This window comes from Hyphomonas neptunium ATCC 15444 (genome assembly GCF_000013025.1).
GTDB lineage: Bacteria > Pseudomonadota > Alphaproteobacteria > Caulobacterales > Hyphomonadaceae > Hyphomonas > Hyphomonas neptunia.
The window spans coordinates 2566615-2584845 of the sequence record NC_008358.1; the positions used below are offsets into that span (position 1 = coordinate 2566615).

Here is an 18231-nt window from a genome sequence, read left to right on the forward strand (position 1 = left end):
TGGAGGACTGAACCGTGCGCGCGCCAGCATCGTTCAAAAGAACGCTTTCCTTCTATTATCTGTACGTCTTCTGCTACGACTTCATTTTTGGATACGCGATCTTTCCGGCCTTCTTTCAGTTGAAGGGAAGCTCACCGGAAATGGTGGGCGCCATCCTCGCCTTTTGGGCAGCCTGCATTATTGCCTTCGAGATCCCTTCCGGCCTGCTGGCAGACATATTCGACCGCAAGGCGCTTCTGATTGCAGCGCCCCTTCTCAAGGGCGCCTGCTTTGTTGTGTGGGTTTTGGCCGATGGACAAATCTGGATGTATTTTCTGGGAATGGCGCTCTGGTCGATGGCGTCCGCGCTGCGCTCAGGCACCAAGGAAGCGTTGCTTTTTGAGCATGTAACCGCTCACGGACGGGCGCCAGACTATACCTCAATTCTCGGGAAGGAACGCGCGTTTCAGGAGGCCGCTACGCTGTCCGGAGCTGCGGCGGGCGGCCTCATCGCGGCGCAGAACCTGGAACTGGCCTTCTGGTTATCCCTTGTTCCATTGAGCCTCTGCGCACTTTCCGCCCTGCCTTTGAGCGATCTTCGCAAGGAGAGAAGGATTACGCAGGATACCTCTTTCACACGCGCACCTGAGCTTATCAAAACAACCTGGTCTGAATACATGTCGAAGCCAGAGATCAGGCGTGTCACACTTTATGTTGCCCTCTGCGTGACCTTTCTGAGCACGCTGGAGGACTTCAACCAGCTGTTCCTGCTAGCAATTGAAATGCCGGTCTGGTCTATCGGGATTGCCATTGCCGGAATGGGGCTGGCGCGGTTGATGCTGGCCTATTATGCGAGCTGGTTTGAGCATTTCCCGGCGTTTATATGGATCGGGCCATTGTTTTGCGGAGGGGCGCTTTTTCTCTCCGGCTTCCTCTCATTTGCCTATTCCCTGCTGGCAATGGCGAGCGCCTATATCCTGACTGCGCCCCTCATGGTTCTGACGATGAGCCGGTTCCAGAAGGCGTTTGATGGCGAAGGCCGGGCGACAGCCACTTCTGTGCTCAGCGTATCAATGGAAGCGCTGTCTTTGGTGTTCAATATTGCGATCGCCATCTTGTTCAGCCAACTGAATGTTCTCAAAACCTACCAGATTTGTGGAGCTTATCTGGTGGTGTTTGCACTCTGGGAGATGGCCCGCAGACCCTATAGAAACGCGCCGATCTGAGCGAGAACGCCAACAAAAAAACTTCATATAAAAATCGTTGTGCCGGGCATGGGCGTTTCGTAATCACACAGTTGCTCGGCTTACCGGCAACTTCCTCTCGCGGACGATCACCCTGTTGATCGCCAGATTTCCGCGCGGGACCAGGGCTTAGAGGTTCGAGGCAATGTCCAGGTCTGGATGATGCCCGATGGTCTTCTGACTCAATATTCTGTGCCCTCGGAAATCTCCAGACATTCGAGAAATGCCAAGCGGAGATGACGATGGCTGATGGTTTTATGAAGCATTCTTTCAAACAGGCTTTGCGCGCCAGCGCATGCGCCCTTTCCTCGATGACACTGATGGCTTCAGCGGCTGCGGTCTTTCCATTGAGCGCTGCGGCGCAGGCGCAGGAAGCCGGCCAGATTAGCGGTAAGCTGACGAACGCTGGCACCGGCACGCCGCTGGCCGGCGCAAAAATCCTGCTGGTTGAAACCGGCGCCACAACTGCGAGCCGGAACGGCGGACGCTTTGAATTCAGGAATGTGCCCGCGGGCGCCTACACACTTGAAGTGTCGTATATCGGTTTGTCGGATACCACTGCCGCTGTCAGTGTTGCGGAGGGCCAGACTGCGGAGATCGACGTGGCGATGTCTGATCTGATGTTGCTGGACAGCGTGGTCGTCATTGGTCAGCGCGCCTCGCAGGCTTCAGGACTGAACCAGCAGCGCGTAGCGGATAATCTGTCTAATGTCGTTTCTGCCGACCAGGCCGGGCGGTTTCCCGATACGAACGCAGCCGAAGCGTTGCAGCGGGTGCCAGGCGTTGCCATCAACCGCGAGGAAAAGGGCGGCGAAGGCCGTTACATCTCCATTCGCGGACTTGATTCAGGGCTCAACAATTTCAAGATCAACGGTATCAACGTTGCACAGACTGATACTGAAACACGCCGTGTTCCGCTGGATGTTGTGCAGGCCGACGCGCTTTCCAAGATCGTTGTCAACAAGACCCTGCTTCCGGACATGGATGGAGATGGGATCGGCGGGTCTGTCGAGCTGGAGACCGGCTCTGCCTTTGACCTCAAGGACCGGTTGATCCGCTTCAATTTGGAAGGCAACCAGAACGACTTCGCTGACAAGCTGGGCGGCAAGGTTTCGGCGACGTATGGCGACACTTTTGGCGCCGATGACCGGTTTGGCGTACTGGTGTCAGCGATCTACAACAAACGCCACACCATGGGGTACAATAACCTTCAGGACGAAGACTATATCCCCTATTTTGAGCAGGATGAAGGCGAGCCTGTCGATCTGAGCGGCGGCAATATGCTGATCCCATGGTGGTTTGGCCTCGGGAACTTTGATAATGAGCGGGAAAATATCGGTGGATCGATTGCCCTCGATTACCGTCTCGACGAAAATACGAGCCTCTACCTCAAGGGCAGCTATAACCGACTTGAAGATATTGAGCTTTCCAGTGGTTTCTTTATCATTGCGGACGATGATGAACTCTATCAGGACGGCGTTTATAACCCAGAGGGCGGCACCGTATACCGGGTGCGCAGCGAGTATGAAGAGTCGGTATTTTCCAACAGTACACTGACTGTTGGCGGATCGACATCACACAACCAATTCGTGTTCGATTATTCGCTCGGCTATGCCCTTGGCATCTTCGAGGAACCCAATGATTACGAAGTCGGGTTTGAATTTGAACTCTCCGGCCCAGTGCTTTACGACTATTCTGATCCTTTCTTCCCTCAACCTATTCTGAGCGATGACGATCAGGCCGCCATTCGTGACCCGTCCAACTTCGTACTCGGCGGAAATGACATTGATCTCGATGATTCCCGAGACGAAAAATACATTGGCCAGTTCGATGTTACGTATGAGCCTGGTATTTCCTGGCTTTCCTACGTAAAAAGCGGATTCAAACTCCAGCGGTCCGAGCGCTCCTTGTTCGAGGCCAACGTCCTGGAGGCCGAGGGCGATCTTCTGCTTTCCGGCGCCATATTCGAAGGCGGCCTGCTGGACACCTCTGACATCGGATCTCCATACGGAAGCATTCTTCGCTTGAACCCCTCCTCCGTCAAAAACTGGCGGGAGATTGCGGAGCAACTCGTGGCGGATGGGGTCCTCGAGAACGCCTATGCCGGTGACCCGCTCGACGCCGACAGCTATGAAGCAACCGAGGACATTTATGCCGGTTACCTCATGGCCAAGGCGGTTCAGGGAAATTTCGAATTTCTCGGTGGCGCCAGGGTTGAGTATCTGGATTTTACCTCCAATGGCTACGAACTCATCGAGTCTGAAGACGGTGAAAGCGTGTTGCCGCGCACATCGAAGTCCAACAACACCCAGTTCCTGCCTCGGTTCCAGGTGAACTATCGCCCCAGTGACAAGATGGTGATCCGGGGCGCGGCATATACCTCCCTCGCCCGGCCGGAATTCCTGTTCCTGAACGCGGCGACAGAAATCGAGATTGAGGACAGCAATACCATTTCCGCCTTCGTCGGAAATCCGGACCTCAAGCCAGCATATGCCTGGAACTTTGATCTTGGGGCTGAGTATTATCTGAACAACATTGGATTGGTTTCGGGCGGCGTGTTCTACAAATCGATTGATGACTTTATCTTCATCGATGCGGCGCCTGAAGGCGAAACCAGCATTCCAGAGCTGAATGCCCGGTTTCCCGGTTATAACATTGATGTGGAAACTGTATTCAACGGCAATCGCGCCGAAGTCTACGGGGCTGAATTCGCCTATATGAACCAGTTCACCAACTTGCCCGGCGCTCTGGGTGGGCTGGGCGTTTATGGAAACTTCACTTTGCAGGAGACCTCTGCGGATACCGGCCTTGAGGGACGCGAGGATGTTCCCTTCTTCAATGCGCCGGACTATGTCGGAACTGTTGCGCTGACCTATCAGAAATACGGCATTGAGGGGAACCTCGCCTACACCTTCAGGGGAGAATCCCTGGAAGAACTTGGCCCTTATCTGATCGACAAGTATCAGCAATCCTATGAGACACTCGATGGGCAGTTGCGCTATGCGCTCAACAAAAAGACCAGCATCTATGTCAACGCGATTGATATTCTCGATGATGGACTTGATCCGGTGGTGAACAAGACGCTCGGCAAGGAAGGTCGCTATCCTGAGGATGTAACGTTCAATGGGCGGACAGTTACATTCGGTGTCACGCTCGAGTTCTGAGGACGAACACATGCGCGTCTCAAACGATCGTGGCCTGTCGAGACCCTTTCGACGGAGAACAGAGGCTGCCCCGCTGGGCAGCCTCATTTCCCGCCGGTCGGTCTTGCTGGGCCTGGGTGCGGCCAGCCTGGCAAGCTGTGGCATCCGCTCACCGGCCGATCCCTCCACTTTGACCTTCCGGGAAATCTCTCTCCTCAAGACACCGGGGGAGGTTTTGCCGGAGAATTACAGGTCTCGTGTCATCATTCGATGGGGTGATGCGTTGTTTGACGGCGTCCCTGAATTTGATCCTGACAAGCTGACGCCGGAAATTTCCGCGCGCCAGTTTGGCGTCAACAACGACTTTCTCGCATTCCTGAAAGACCCCGCATCCGTAAGTTCCGGCGTGCTGTTTGCCAATCATGAATATCCAAACCCACATCTTATGTGGCGCGGATTGACGGAAGATACGGCTGCGGAGCAAATGAGCGATAATCAGATTGCGGTGACCATGGCGTGCATCGGCGCGTCTGTCGTTGGCATGCAGACAGAAGACGGTACGTGGCACGCATCACGCGGCGCAGCCGTCAACCGGCGGATAACCGCACAGACGCCCATGCTGATTTCCGGCCCCGCGGCGGGGCACCCAAAGCTGCGCACCCACGCAGACCCCACGGGTCGCCATGTTCTTGGAACCCTGTCTAACTGTAATGGCGGGGTGACCCCATGGGGTACCATCCTCACCTGCGAAGAAGGCGCCGGATGGATATTCGGGGGAGATTATCAGGCAACGCCGGACGCTGACCTTCTGAAACGCTACTATTATGATGAACCGGAGAACAATCGCTGGGGCTGGTCGCGCATAGCGCCGCGCTTCAATCTGCAGAACGAGCCCAATGAGCCCAACCGGTTTGAATGGGTCGTCGAGATCGATCCGTCAGACCCCTATTCGGTTCCTGTAAAACGAACAGCGCTCGGACGGTTTGCCCATGAGGGCGCCAGCACGGCGTTGTCCCCGGATGGGCGGGTTGTGGTTTATCTCGGCGACGATTGGGAGTTTGAGTATTGCTATCGATTTGTCAGCCGGGACGCCGTGCTCCAGGGCGGAGCGGCTGCAAACAGGGACATACTGGATCATGGCATCCTCTATGTGGCCCGCTTCGAAGAAAAAGGCGTGTTGCGCTGGATACCTCTGATTTACGGACAAGGACCCCTGACCCCGGATAACGGGTTTCACTCTCAGGCCGATGTATTGATCAACACGCGTGGCGCAGCCGATCTGGTAGGCGCAACCCCCATGGATTCACCAGAGGGATTTTCTCCCAATCCCGAGACCGGCACTGTCATCATTGCGCTGACCAGCAATGCTGACAGGACAGCTGCAGACCCGGCCAATCCGAGGATCAATAACAGGTTTGGACATCTCCTGGAGCTGCGCCCACCGCCTACAGCAAAAGGCCCCGACCATGCCGCCAGCGTGTTTGAATGGGACGTTCTGGCGCTCTGCGGTGATCCGGGAGAGACCGCACACGGCGCGCAATTCCATCCCGCCACCTCTATGAAAGGTTGGTTCACCGACCCCGACAATATTGGTTTTGACCCTCAGGGACGCCTCTGGGTGTGTACGGACGGCGTTCAACCTTCCGGTCATGATGGCCTCTACGCGATGGATGTCGAAGGGTCTGGCCAGGCGCTTCCGAAGCTGTTCTACGCACCGCCCTCCGGAGCTGAATGCTGCAGCCCGCTTTTCGTTGATGACGGCAAAACCCTGTTGGTAGGCATACAACATCCGGGCGAAGACACCCCGTCTCTTGAAAAGACCTCAACCCGTTGGCCGGATTTCGACCCAAGTCTGCCTCCAAGGCCATCCGTGATCGCCATTACACATGTTGCCGGAGCGCCGATCGGCAGCTCGTAACCCAACGCTCCCTGTCGACTCCATATTTTTGGTGAAAAGCCGGGAACCTTTGCGCCCAAGGCACGTTTAAACAGAACGCGCCATGCTCCTCACCTGGAGCGGCCGAGGAGATTTCCATGAAAAAGATTGTTGCAGCGGCCCTGATGGGCGCGCTTCTGCTTGCTGCGCCCGCAGCTTTCGCCGACGCCGACCGCGATGAACTCATCCGGACAGAAGCGCAGATCGCCGCGCTAAACAGCGCTGACGCCTCTTCGGCGGCACCCGCCAACTTCCAGGAAGCGCAACTCCGGCTGAGCGAAGCGCGCGCAGCGGAGGAAAAGAACAATGAAGAGCAGTCTGTCTGGCGCTCCTCTGAAGCGTCGCTTCAGGTCGAAATCGTCCAGGAAAAGATCAAACTCCAAGCGCTGGAACGCACCGTCTCTGAAATCGAGACTGGTATCGCAACGTTACGCCGCGAACTGAATTCATAGAAAGACATGACCATGAAACATACTCTTAAAAAGTCTGCCGGTCTCGCTGCGCTCTCCCTGTCACTATCGATTGGCGCCTGTTCGTCCGTACCCGACCCGAGCCCTAGACTGCTCGCCGCCGAAGCGTCGCTTCAACAAGCCAAGGCTGATCCTGCCACGATGGAAACCGGTCGCTCAGCCGTGGAGAAAGCCGATACGGCTCTCGCCGAAGCGCGCGATTATTACATGCGCGGCAAAACGGATGAATACATCCATACCGTCCGCATGGGAGAAGGCTATGTGATGCTCGCTGAAACGCGCGGCTTGCAACGTGAAGCCAACACGCAGATTGAAAGTCTGAACACTCAGCGCGCAGAAGTGGTCTCACAAGCCAGAATGCGTGAAGTGGCGTCTGCTGAGGCCGCCACTACTGTCGCAGAAAACCGCGCCGATCGCTCGGACGCTGTAGCAGCGGGCGCAGTCGCCGACAGCGCCGCCTCTGAAACGGCCCGTTTGGCCGCAGAAGCCCGCGCGGCGGCCCTTACGGCCGAACTTGCAGACTATGAGCAAACGAAAACAGATCTTGGCGTTACGCTGATCCTGCGGGATCTGCAATTTGCATCGGGGTCTGCGCTCCTGACAAGCGGCGCACAGGGACGGCTTGCGCCACTTGCTTCGTACCTGTCGAAGCAGCCGGAATCCCGTATCCAGATTGCGGGACACACCGACTCGCAAGGCGCGGAAGCCTATAATCAGGATCTCTCGGCACGGCGGGCAGCATCGGTTGGGACTTACCTCGCTTCAACCGGCGTAGATAGCGGGCGCATCAACACTATCGGCCTTGGTGAGAGCACACCGCTGTCTTCAAACGACACTGCTGCCGGCCGGGCGATCAACCGGCGCGTCGAGATCACCATCCTCGACTAGTTGAGGTTCAGACTAAACACCTGACACAGACAATCTGCCGGGACTTAGCATCCCGGCAGATTCATGAATCAGATGTCCTTTGTATGGATTTCCAACTCGCTTGTGACAGCCGAGTTTGCACGCCCGACGTCCTCGACCACCCGGAAGTCTCCGATACAGTCGTCTTTTTTTACCGTAACCCGGAGATAGCCTCGCTTGTTGCCGTTGAGATGAGCGACATGCGGATTGGCATCCCGCATGATTTCCATATCTCTTGCCCAGGGACAGCCAGACGAAATCGAAGCGCCGACAAGTTCGTGTCCGATCCGTTTTGAACGCGTGTCCAGGGGGGTCTGATAAACCGTTGATGCCATTGCCGTATGCCAGTCACCGGTCAGGAAAACAGGGTTCCTGACGCCTTGCGCGAGAACATCGGACAAGCGTTGCCGCGCCAGCGGGTACCCATCCCAGCTGTCGAAATTCATCTGCGGCGCTTCAGGCGGCGCATTGTAGCGATAGGGCGTGAACCAGACCTGCGTGGCAATCAGGTTGAACGGCGCGTTCGAGCGCGTCAGCTCCCGAAATAGCCACTTCTCCTGATCACCGCCGAGCATCGTCTGGGCAGGATCAAGGGCCTCCTCGCAAGACACCTTTCGGCCATCACCACAGGGCTGGTTTGTGCGGAACTGACGGGTGTCCAGAAGATGCACCTGCGCAGGTCCGAGCCGGTAGAGCCCATACATCTGCAAACCAGACTGAACCCCACTGATGACCGGGGGCGCTTCAATAGGCATGTGCTCGTAATATGCCTGAAAAGCGGCAAGCTTGCGGACCTTGAATTCGAGTGCCGTCTGCTTGTCGGGGTCCTGAGGCAGGTCTCCGGCCCAGTTATTATCGATCTCATGATCGTCCATTGCGACGATCCAGGGCGCCGCCGCATGGGCTGCCTGCAGATCGGGATCGGATTTATAGAGCGCGTACCGGTTGCGGTAATCGAACAGGCTGACGATCTCAGAGCTGTTGTGAAGGCGCACGGTCTCAAACAGCCGGCGCTCACCTCCGCCCACATCGCGCATCGTCGCGCCGAGCTTTCCAATGCCGCCTTCATAAATGTAGTCACCAGTATGAATTACGAGATCGGGCAACCACTCGGCCATATCGCGATAGGCGGCATAGAACCCGCCCTCATAACTCTGACAATAGGCCAGCGCGATCCTCGCTTCGGCATCTTTCGGATTTGTCGTTCGTGTGCGCCCTATAACGGTATCCTCACCGTCATAGCTGAACTGGTACCAGTACTCGCGGCCAGGCTCGAGGCCCTCAACCTTGTAATGCACCGAATGGGCTTTCGCACCGGTCGTCGCGACCATATCGTCACGGATGACATTCCGCATCGCCGGATCGCGCGCCACGCGCACCCGCACATCTGCGCGTCCGGGCGTCATGCCGCCGCCGTTCAGCGGATCAGGCGCGAGGCGTGTCCAGAGGATGACACTATCTGGACCAGGGGAACCAGAAGCAATGCCGAGAGAGAAAAAGCGTGCGCCGGTTTGTGCCCGGCTACGCTGCTGCGAGGCCGCGGCAGCGGCGCCGGCGAGTACGATAAATGATCTGCGAGAGAACATGGGATCAGGCTTTCTTCAGACAACCGAATGATCGATGAGAGGAGAAGGGCCGGCTGGCCACTCCGGGGGCAGCGGCCAGCCGGGATGACAAGGCGGTGAGGCTTACCCTCACCGCCACGCCAGATCAGAAGCGGTACTCATACTGCACCCAGGCCGAGCGGGGTTTTCCGTTCCAGCCGTATTGGCGATAATATGCACTGTCGTTGACGCCGATCTCGCCGCGCACAACGGCTCTGTCGAGCGTCAAGGAAGCACCGCCAGAGTATCGCTCATAGTAACCTTCATCGAGCAGATTCACGCCGCGGATCAGAATGCGGTGTTGACGGTCCTCGCCGAAGAAATACTGAATGGAGCCATTGAGCACGAAGTAATCGCCAAAATTTACATCGTCGACTACGCGGTTGCCATCCGCGTCAACCAGGCGAGCCGCTGTCGTTGGAGCGTGAGCCCACTCCGCACCCTGAAGGCGCGGGTTGAGCGCAAATATCCATTGCTCGGTCGGCTTGTAGGTCAGCAGCGCTGATAGTGTCCATTCTGGACGTTCGCCAGATTGGCGCTTTTCATCTGATCCCGCAGCACCCGGTGTAACGAAATCGAGATCCGTCGTTGTGCCATCAAGGCGCGCAGGAAGGCCGAACACCGGATTGGGCTCAAGAGAGTCCATCATGGTATAGGAAAGGTCCCCGGAGAATGCGCCATAATCGAATGCCAGATCGACCGTGAACCCCTCAATTTCCTGGATCGCGCGCGTGTTGACCGCGACAACTTCTGCGCCATCGAGCCCGCTGCTTGCGGCTGTGGAGCAGAACGCATCGGGAGGAACAATGTTCTCGCGGTTGCGATTGATGATGTCGAGATCGAATGGGTTTCCTTCGTATTGAAGGCAGACTGACTCTACCGACCGTGTGCCGAAGAGATTTTCAATATCTGTCTGAAAGTAGCCCAGCTCGATGTTGAATGTCGCATCACCGAATGTGCCGTCCATCCCGAAGCCGGCATTGAGGGCTTCGACTGACTGCGGCTCAAGCCCAGGATTGAGATTTTGATTGGCCCCATAGGCGCCTATCTCGTCAATCTTGGGAGCGGAGTAGGATGTACCGCCACTGGCGCGCGCGTAAAATCCGGCCGGAAGATTCTGGCGAAGGCCGACCTTGTAGATCATTTGGTCATCGAAGCCGTCATTGAAATCCTGACGGATTGCGAAAGAACCGTTGAGCCCCTCCAGAACCGGGAGGCTGAGACGCAGATCGCCATAGACGCCGGTCGTGGTGACCTTGGTATCCTTGACCCCGAAAGAGTCATCGGAGGCATCTTCATAGGCTGTGTACTGAAGGCCACCAACAACTTCGACCAGGTCATTGAGCCGATAGGTGCCGCGGGCATTGATGCCGTAATCAATATAGCCTGACCGGCGATTGTCCGTAGATCCAAAGCCCTTGACCGGAGTATTGTCTCCAAAAGACGTCGTCGTCTCAACCATGTATCCGATAGGCGCGCCGATCGGGAACGGATTTTGAACTGTTCCATACGCTTGCCCGAAATAGGGGCTGTTGGGGTCTTGGTTCACCATCCAACCATTCTGCGCGCTGGTCGCCGCTCCGCCCGTCGTGCCATAAGGATTTGTGACACATCCAGCCGAAAGATTTGGCACAGTCGCCGCAAATGCCTCGAATTGGGCTGCGGAAGCGAAATCGGTAATCCCCTGTTCGGAAGCAAGCGCACGCACATTTTCCGGCAAGTCCTGAAGACGGGGCGTGCGGCAGACGCGAGCCAAAACTTCGTGATTTTTCAGCTGAGGCTTCTGCCAGTGGGAGTCAACTTCGATCCGGAAATTGTCCGAGAACGACTTCTCGTAGTTTGCGGTATAGATCGGGAACTCCGTGAAGTTCTGCGCAAATACTGTCGAGTTTGGGAAGGAGTCATGGAAATCGATGGTCGAGAAGCTCGCTCCGAGGCGGAGCTCCGAAGTTGCATCAATTTGCCAGAGGTATTTAGCGCCCAGGCTGTTGAAGTCATAGGGATATGGCTGAAATCCGCCAAGCGCGAGGACGTTGTCCCCGAAAGCAGAAACATCGAAGAGTTCATGTGCATCGGAATGATAGGAGCGGCCATAGACGAGGAAGCTATGCTTTCCTTCCGCATCAATCGGCATAGACACGTTGCCATAAATCTCGCGCGTCTTGAACGAACCGCCATAGACACCGATTTGACCCTTTTTGGTGCCATCCGGTTCTTTTGTCTTTACACTGACGACACCCAACCCACCGTTTGATCCAAAGTACAACGATTGGCCGCCGCGATAGACTTCGACACTATCAATCATGCGCGGATCAATGGCCGTGGCTGGCCAAAGATCTTCTGACGGGCTGGACCGGTCAAAGTAGGGAACGCCGTCGACCAGCAACAGCGTGTCCCGGTCAGTTCCGCCGTCAATGCGGATCGTGAATTCGCCTTCATCAGGCGAGTAACCGATGTTGGCACCGCGGATCAGACCGGCTGCGGCCTCGCCGAAATTTGTAAACCCGCCGGTTTCGATTTTTTCAGCATCAATCAACTGAACCTGATTGCCGAACTGAACCATATCAATCGCCAGGGGCGTCGCTTCGTCCACGCGGCGGCCCTCGACCAGCACCGTGCTGAGGCGGGCTTCATCTTCTTCTGCAGCCTCGGTCTGCGCCATGACAGGCGCAGCAAAACTGGCCGAAACCAATACGGCCCCGACACTCCACAACAGTTTCTTTCTCAGATCGTATATCACCGTCACCCCTCCGAGGTTCAGGCTGAACCGGACCGCGCCGGTACAGCCGCAAATGCTTGGCGCAGGTCTTCTCACCGCGCAGGAGTTGGGTTACCGGCACATTGTGACGCCGCAGTGAAGCTTCTGTAATCCTAATATAAATTTTTCTCATTTTGAATTTTCTGTATTTTGAAGATTATTCAATTCGTTTAAAGCGGCCGCATGAAGAATGTGATCCCGCTTGAAGGCACCCGAATTCGCGAGTCAGTATCCATCATCAGATCGGCCGGCGGCTTTATCGTCGACTGGGATGGATGCTGCGCCATAGACAATGTTCTTGTTCCGGAAGCGGCGGAGTTCCTTCGCGCTGTTCAACCGAGGCTCGTCATACTCTCCAATAATTCCACGAACACTATGGAGGATATTCACGCGATTCTGAAACAGTCAGGCATCGCTCTCAAGCCCGACCGTGTCCTGCTTGCCGGCGTCTCCGCCATTCGGCATGCAGCAGCAAAGGGATGGAAGCGCGCCATGATACTTGGCAGTCCTGCAATGAAGGCCTATGCGTTGCGATGCGGTCTGGAAGTGGTTCGGGAAGAGGCGCAGGTTGTTATCGTCATGCGCGACACACGCCTTACCTACGCCGCGCTGGAGCGGGCCGCCAATTGCCTTGCCGGTGGCGCGAGCGTCATCCTCGCCAATCCCGATGGTTCGCATCGCGGCGCAAATGCCCGTATACGGCCGGAAACCGGCGCGATCTTCGCCGCACTGAGCGCAGCCGTCGATCTGTCAGAAACTTCAGTTGAAACAATCGGCAAGCCATCTCCTGCCCTGTTTACGGAAGCCTGCCGAATCCTGGGCACCCAACCTGCCAGGACAATCATGCTGGGGGACAATCCCGCAACGGATATTGATGGCGCGCGCAAGCTTGGCATGCCGGCATTACTGGTGACGCCGTCGCCGGCAGCCTTCTTCCAATCGCTCTTGGAAACCCTTAGAAACGCTTGATCGAGAGTACGTCAAACGTTTCGCGAAGCGTTTCCGTGGCGCGGTCGTAGTCAGCCATTGCGAGAGCGGCAATCAGCGTATCTATCACGCACAGCTGTGCAATCCGGCTGGTCATGGCTTCGGTACGAAAACGTGTCTCGCGCGACATCGTGTAGAGTTTGATGTCGGCATAGGCCTGGATTGGAGAGTTGGCAAAATTCGTAATGACGATCGTTTTTGCACCCGCTTCATGCGCCAACCGGGTTGCCGACAATGTCTCGTGAGTTGCACCGGAGTGGGATATGGTCAGTACGGCAACATTCGGCCCGGTGCGGGATGCGCTGATCGCCTGGATGTGGCTATCGACCACGACTCTAGCATCAATCCCAATCCGCAACATGCGATACTGAGCGTCCTCTGCAACCGGTGCGGACGAGCCTATTCCGTATATCTCTATGCGATCTGCTGCGCGGATTGTTTCAACTGCAAGATCAATTGCATCTGCATCGACCACCGATAACGTATCGCGTAACGCCTGGACGCCAGCATGGAACATCTTCCGGCAAATTGTATTTGTATCGTCGCCGCGCTGCAGATCCTCCTGAATGAATTGCACCGGCTGTACTGTATCCTGCGCAAGGCTGAGCTTGAGCTGCTGGAAACCCGTCAAGCCCAACTGCCGACAGAAATTGACGACGCTGCCATCACTCGCCCCCGTCTCCGACGCCAATTCGGTCACCGACATGCCAACCACCCGGCGAGGGTTTTCCAGTACGAATTCGGCAATTGAGCGCGTGCTGGGACCGAGGGATGCCTGGCGCACCCGAATACGGCTCAGCACATTGCTGACGACCGAAGTATCCTTGCTGGACGGGCGAGCAGGTTTGGCCCCTTTCACTACTTTTGACATTCTGTATCCGGTCCTTTGCGCGCTGGACGCCTAGAGTTCTCAGGCTTCACAACCTATGCAGGACTCTATGGGAAAACGAAATCTATCATAAACAGAATTGAATAAAATTCATAAAACAAGAGAAAATTACCCGATCCGTCATATTTGTGTTGCCGCTTGCCGGTACGCCTTTCCTGAGTTTTCCAGGGAATACCCGCGATGCGCCAGATCCTCAGCTTCGTCTGTTTGTGCCTGTTGGTCCTGGCTCAGGCGAACGCGCAGATCCGGGACGGAAGCCCTGCTCGACCGCTGGAGGTCATCCTAATTCCGGCCGATGGCGGTACTGAAGATGGCACCAAGGCGGATTTTCTCCCTCTGTTCGATGCGATAACCCAAGCCAGCGGGCTCTCTTTCCGCGTCCGCGTCGGCCAGAGTTATGGCGCTGCCATTGAAGCGGTGTGCACGGGTCTGGCTGACATTGCCTGGCTTGGCCCCGTCTCCTATCGCGAGGCTCGGGACCGGGGCTGCGTTGAACTTCTGGCCGTTGAGTCAACCGGTGGAAGCGCGACGTATTACGCTGGCATCTTTGCGCTGAAGGAGTCCGGAATTACCTCTTCTGCGGAGCTCAACGGAAAATCCGTTGCCTTTGGCCCTCCCCAGTCGGCGAGCTCATTCGTATTTCCTGCAAGCATTCTTTTGGAATCCGGTATTGATCCGCTCAAGGATATTTCCGAGGTCCGTATTGGTGACAGCCACACGAGTGGACTTATGGCCCTCGACAATGGATTGGTGGACGCCGCCGCTGCTTCGTTTGTATCGTTTGAGCGCGCGGCAAATTCCGGCGCAATTGATCCGTCGCGCTTTCGGGTAATTGGCCGCTCCAGGCCTATCCCCAATCCGCCGCTGGTCGTTGCGCAGTCCATGCCTGGTGCCACATCGGCAAAGCTGCGGAGCATCGTCAGCCGGCTTCACGAGCTACCTGGCATTCGCCCGGAAGATATTCGCGGCTATGGTGGCAAACAGGTCGACCGCTACGATACCACGCTTACAGATTCCGACTTCGACACCGCTTTCTCCCCAGTGGAAAAGATCGACGCTACCTTTACGGCCGCCATGATCCGCCGCGCAGGCACATACCGCTAATGACAGACGAACCTGCTTTGGAGAGCGCCGCCCTTCCTGTCCTTTGTCTGGAAAACACGAGCGCGGTTTATGCGGGTGGAGTTGTCGCGTTAAGCCGCTTTAATCTCGAAGTTCAGGCCGGAGAGTTTTGCGTCATTCTCGGGCCGTCAGGTTCAGGGAAGTCCACACTGCTACGTCTCATCTCTGGCCTTGTCCCGACCAGCAGCGGCACTGTCACTATTGGCGGCATAAAGATGGCGCCCCCCACACGCCGTAAGGCCCGCCAGCGCCTTGGCATGGTGCATCAGGATCATGGGCTGATCGATCGGCTGAGCGTTCTGGATAATGTAATGGCTGGCTGCGCGGGCAGCCTTCCATTCTGGAGACTGATGCTCCGGATGTATCCACGCCCGGTCGTGGATGCTGCGTGCCAGCTGCTTGATGAAGTTGGGCTAACTGAGGCGCAAGCCAACCGGCGCGCACGGGAGCTTTCCGGAGGGCAGCGCCAGCGCGTAGGCATTGCCCGCGCCCTAATGGGAACCCCTTTACTTATTCTTGCGGACGAGCCGGTGGCAAGTCTGGACCCGCAAACTTCGCGTATCATCCTCGCCCTGCTCCGGCGGGCGGCAAAGGATCGCGGCATCGCGGTTCTTTGTTCGTTGCATCAGATGGATCTGGCGCGCGAATTTGCAGATCGTATCGTCGTCATGAGAAACGGACGCCCGGTGTTTAATGACTGCCCGGCCGAGTTGTCAGGCTTTCTGGAACGCTCTGCGATCCCCCCCAAAAGGAGCGGCGCAGCATGACGGCGATCGCCAACCCGCCGGTTGATCGATTGCCCAATGTCTGGCGCCGAAAGCCAGTATTTGGCGTACGTTCACTGATCTTTCTGATTGCGGGACTGATATTCATGATCTGGTCTGCTCCGCGCGTGGAGCTAGGTGTTCTGACCGGCAATGCCGGGGAATTGATTGCGTCCCTGGCGGGCAGGCAGGACACTTCGCAGATCGAACGCGGCCTGACATCTATTTCCGACAAGATGTTTCCCATTGTTTTAGACGAGCGCACTCTGCTTTCGGCAGATAATATTCCAGGCGACAATAAGCTTCCTGTCTTCGCATATGTTGAGCGATCATTTACTCAGGAAACGGCGCTCAATCCCGAAACACTGGAAATTGAAACGCGCCAAATACCTCAAAATGTCCTTGTACAGCCATTCGGATATGTCTTCTATGTTTGCAGCAAGATGCTTCAATCGATTGAAATGGCCATCTGGGCGAGCGTGATTGCCATGGTTGCCAGCCTACTGCTGATGCCGTTAGCGGCAATGAATTTTACGCCTCACCCGCTGATCCGCGCTGGCGTGCGCGCTTTCGTTTCCTTCACACGAACAATTCCTGAGCTTGTCAGCGCTCTGTTTCTCGTCCTTCTGTTTGGCTTTGGTCCGGTCGCCGGAATTTTGGCTTTGGCTATCCACAGCATTGGATTCCTGGCAAAATTCTATGCCGAGGAAGTAGAGACCGCCGATATCCGTCCTCAGGAAGCGCTCACTGCACTTGGCGCTGGCCCGCTGACCGTTCTCCGGATTGCGGTTATCCCGAATGTGATCCCCTCATTCGTCGCGCTTACACTTTATGTGGTTGACCGCAATATCCGCATGGCAACCGTTATCGGGCTCGTAGGCGCCGGAGGTATCGGGCAAGAATTGAAGGGCCGCTTCGATATGCTCCAATACGGCCATGTCGGCACGATCCTGCTGATCATTTTCATCACGGTTTTAATCCTGGATTTCATTTCGGGAAACCTGCGGCGCCACACTATTTGATCTGGCCCCTTTCGCTTGCCAAACCGCGCCAGGTTTCATCGCCCGGCGGGTGGCCCCTATTTGACATCGCGTTCCGTGGCACGGGACAATGCAAATCCTGCGCTTAGTCCGTGAATGATCGTCGATGAGAAAATCAGGAGCACGGTGATGGTCCAAAGGGCTTTGAGCCCTTCAAAATCCGGAAGATGCGACTGAGCATATGCCAGATAGTACACCGAGCCGATCCCCTTGATGCCATAGGCAGCGGTCACGAATTTCTGCCGTCCGTTCAGGCCAGTGCCCGACAAGGCCAACCAGCCGACAACAGGGCGGACTACAAAAATCAACAGGATCACGAGCAGAACATATTCGAACTTCAGATCGGCCAGAACGCCTGGCATCACAGCGCCCAGCCCAATAAGCAGTATTGCTGTCAGCGTATGCTCCAAGGCCTGGATGAAGCTGTAAAGCCTACCGTGGAACTTATCTTCGGCGCTTTGCTGCCGCAGCATCGCGCCCGCCACAAAGACGGCGATAAAACCATACCCTTCAGCAAGCTCTGCGGCGCCATATGTCAGTACAATACCAGTAAGCGCTAGAATGTCCGCCTGCGTTTCTGAAAGCGGATTATTCCGGGGTAACCGGAAAACGATATGTCCGAGCATCTTTCCCAGTACGATACCGACGATCACACCAACGACTATCTTATAGAGAACATCGCGAGCGACCCACTCCATAAGCAAATCGGAGCTTAGCGTTCCTGCCGCAATCATCGTGATGCCAAGGTATACGAATGGAAATGCCAATCCGTCGTTCAAACCTGCTTCAGTGGTAAGGGCAAATCGCACAGGATGCTCCTTGCCCTGACTTGGCGGCCCAACCTGGACATCTTTAGCGAGAACCGGGTCAGTTGGCGCGATAACTGCGCTCAACAATACCGCTGCCGGCAGAGCGAGACCCACGAGCAAAGTGCCCGCCAGAATTGTCAGGAGCATCGTCGCCGGCATCAAGATCAGAAGAAGCCGGACAGTCGATCGCCATTTTCCTTTGGCTGTGATGTTGTCGATGCTGAGCCCAACGCCGAACAGCCCTATGATAACGCAGAGCTCAGTGGAAACCTCCCAAAGCTTATTGGCGTTGAGCGGCGACAGCCAGTCTGCGAGGTCCGGCATCAGGAAAGACAGCGCGACCCCACCACTCATCAGCAAAGCAGATGAAGCAGGCTCTCTGCCGGAAAAGTATCGTGGGACCCAGTGGGACAGCAGGATGAGGGCACCGAGGGCGACCAACAGGATGTGGTAGGAACTGAACTCAAACATCTGGCTCATATATGCGTCATCAGCACCATCGGTGTGCATCCCTGACAAAAGAGAGTTATGGCTGCACACCCCAAAGATCAGACGCGCACTCGAACAAGGCGGACATTAA

The 18231-nt window shown here is 56.3% G+C and carries 13 protein-coding genes; 9 read left to right on the forward strand and 4 right to left on the reverse strand.

All coding sequences use genetic code 11. From position 1 onward, the window contains the following. Window positions 1-14: 14 nt before the first annotated feature. The 5 genes from HNE_RS12110 (at window position 15) to HNE_RS18075 (ending at window position 7660) form a co-directional block, all read left to right on the forward strand. Complete coding sequence (locus HNE_RS12110) at window positions 15-1205, forward strand: MFS transporter (RefSeq protein WP_011647443.1); 1191 nt, start codon at window positions 15-17, stop codon at window positions 1203-1205. A gap of 260 nt (window positions 1206-1465) precedes the next feature. Next, window positions 1466-4387, forward strand: a complete 2922-nt coding sequence (locus HNE_RS12115) for a TonB-dependent receptor (RefSeq protein ID WP_011647444.1) — start codon at window positions 1466-1468, stop codon at window positions 4385-4387. Window positions 4388-4397: 10 nt separating this feature from the next. Next, entirely contained in the window at window positions 4398-6284 is a 1887-nt protein-coding gene (locus HNE_RS12120) for a PhoX family protein (protein ID WP_011647445.1), read from the forward strand. A gap of 116 nt (window positions 6285-6400) precedes the next feature. After that, complete coding sequence (locus tag HNE_RS12125; protein WP_011647446.1) at window positions 6401-6754, forward strand: DUF4398 domain-containing protein; 354 nt, start codon at window positions 6401-6403, stop codon at window positions 6752-6754. A gap of 12 nt (window positions 6755-6766) precedes the next feature. Continuing rightward, the gene (locus HNE_RS18075; protein WP_011647447.1) at window positions 6767-7660 is read left to right on the forward strand and encodes an OmpA family protein; all 894 of its coding nucleotides are present in this window, start codon (window positions 6767-6769) and stop codon (window positions 7658-7660) included. Between the two features lie 68 nt (window positions 7661-7728). On the opposite strand, the gene HNE_RS12135 is transcribed toward HNE_RS18075, so the two are convergent. Together HNE_RS12135 and HNE_RS12140 are read right to left on the reverse strand one after the other, a co-directional pair. Next, a complete protein-coding gene (locus tag HNE_RS12135; protein ID WP_011647448.1) occupies window positions 7729-9264 on the reverse strand; it encodes an alkaline phosphatase D family protein in 1536 nt (511 codons plus the stop codon). A gap of 124 nt (window positions 9265-9388) precedes the next feature. Further along, entirely contained in the window at window positions 9389-12028 is a 2640-nt protein-coding gene (locus HNE_RS12140) for a TonB-dependent receptor plug domain-containing protein (RefSeq protein ID WP_233351907.1), read from the reverse strand. A gap of 195 nt (window positions 12029-12223) precedes the next feature. Between HNE_RS12140 and HNE_RS12145 the strand changes: the two genes are divergently transcribed. Next, window positions 12224-13009 carry an HAD-IIA family hydrolase gene (locus HNE_RS12145; RefSeq protein WP_011647450.1) on the forward strand — a complete coding sequence of 262 codons (786 nt, stop codon included), beginning with the start codon at window positions 12224-12226 and terminating at the stop codon, window positions 13007-13009. Here the strand turns inward: HNE_RS12145 and HNE_RS12150 are convergent. Next, window positions 12996-13898, reverse strand: a complete 903-nt coding sequence (locus HNE_RS12150) for a MurR/RpiR family transcriptional regulator (protein ID WP_035590971.1) — start codon at window positions 13896-13898, stop codon at window positions 12996-12998. The genes HNE_RS12145 and HNE_RS12150 overlap by 14 nt on opposite strands. Window positions 13899-14096: 198 nt before the next feature. Here HNE_RS12150 and HNE_RS12155 point away from each other — a divergent pair, with 198 nt between their 5' ends. The 3 genes from HNE_RS12155 to phnE are packed head-to-tail and all read left to right on the forward strand — an operon-like array spanning window position 14097 to window position 16824. Then, entirely contained in the window at window positions 14097-15020 is a 924-nt protein-coding gene (locus HNE_RS12155; RefSeq protein WP_011647452.1) for a phosphate/phosphite/phosphonate ABC transporter substrate-binding protein, read from the forward strand. After that, entirely contained in the window at window positions 15020-15805 is a 786-nt protein-coding gene (locus HNE_RS12160; RefSeq protein WP_011647453.1) for a phosphonate ABC transporter ATP-binding protein, read from the forward strand. Before HNE_RS12155 ends, HNE_RS12160 begins: the two co-directional genes overlap by 1 nt. Then, window positions 15802-16824 carry a phosphonate ABC transporter, permease protein PhnE gene (gene phnE / locus HNE_RS12165; RefSeq protein ID WP_011647454.1) on the forward strand — a complete coding sequence of 341 codons (1023 nt, stop codon included), beginning with the start codon at window positions 15802-15804 and terminating at the stop codon, window positions 16822-16824. Before HNE_RS12160 ends, phnE begins: the two co-directional genes overlap by 4 nt. 56 nt (window positions 16825-16880) lie before the next feature. Here the strand turns inward: phnE and HNE_RS12170 are convergent, their stop codons facing one another. After that, on the reverse strand, window positions 16881-18131 hold the full coding sequence (locus HNE_RS12170; RefSeq protein ID WP_035590974.1) for a cation:proton antiporter: 1251 nt from the start codon (window positions 18129-18131) through the stop codon (window positions 16881-16883). Window positions 18132-18231 lie beyond the last annotated feature (100 nt).

What these genes read in the sequence shown, in the direction of transcription:
- HNE_RS12160 (WP_011647453.1), top strand. Translation starts at nt 15,020, where the DNA reads ATGACAGACGAACCTGCTTTGGAGAGCGCCGCCCTTCCTGTCCTTTGT.
- HNE_RS12120 (WP_011647445.1), top strand. Translation starts at nt 4,398, where the DNA reads ATGCGCGTCTCAAACGATCGTGGCCTGTCGAGACCCTTTCGACGGAGA.
- HNE_RS18075 (WP_011647447.1), top strand. Translation starts at nt 6,767, where the DNA reads ATGAAACATACTCTTAAAAAGTCTGCCGGTCTCGCTGCGCTCTCCCTG.
- HNE_RS12145 (WP_011647450.1), top strand. Translation starts at nt 12,224, where the DNA reads ATGAAGAATGTGATCCCGCTTGAAGGCACCCGAATTCGCGAGTCAGTA.
- HNE_RS12170 (WP_035590974.1), bottom strand. Translation starts at nt 18,131, where the DNA reads ATGAGCCAGATGTTTGAGTTCAGTTCCTACCACATCCTGTTGGTCGCC.
- HNE_RS12115 (WP_011647444.1), top strand. Translation starts at nt 1,466, where the DNA reads ATGGCTGATGGTTTTATGAAGCATTCTTTCAAACAGGCTTTGCGCGCC.
- HNE_RS12150 (WP_035590971.1), bottom strand. Translation starts at nt 13,898, where the DNA reads ATGTCAAAAGTAGTGAAAGGGGCCAAACCTGCTCGCCCGTCCAGCAAG.
- phnE (WP_011647454.1), top strand. Translation starts at nt 15,802, where the DNA reads ATGACGGCGATCGCCAACCCGCCGGTTGATCGATTGCCCAATGTCTGG.
- HNE_RS12155 (WP_011647452.1), top strand. Translation starts at nt 14,097, where the DNA reads ATGCGCCAGATCCTCAGCTTCGTCTGTTTGTGCCTGTTGGTCCTGGCT.
- HNE_RS12135 (WP_011647448.1), bottom strand. Translation starts at nt 9,264, where the DNA reads ATGTTCTCTCGCAGATCATTTATCGTACTCGCCGGCGCCGCTGCCGCG.
- HNE_RS12125 (WP_011647446.1), top strand. Translation starts at nt 6,401, where the DNA reads ATGAAAAAGATTGTTGCAGCGGCCCTGATGGGCGCGCTTCTGCTTGCT.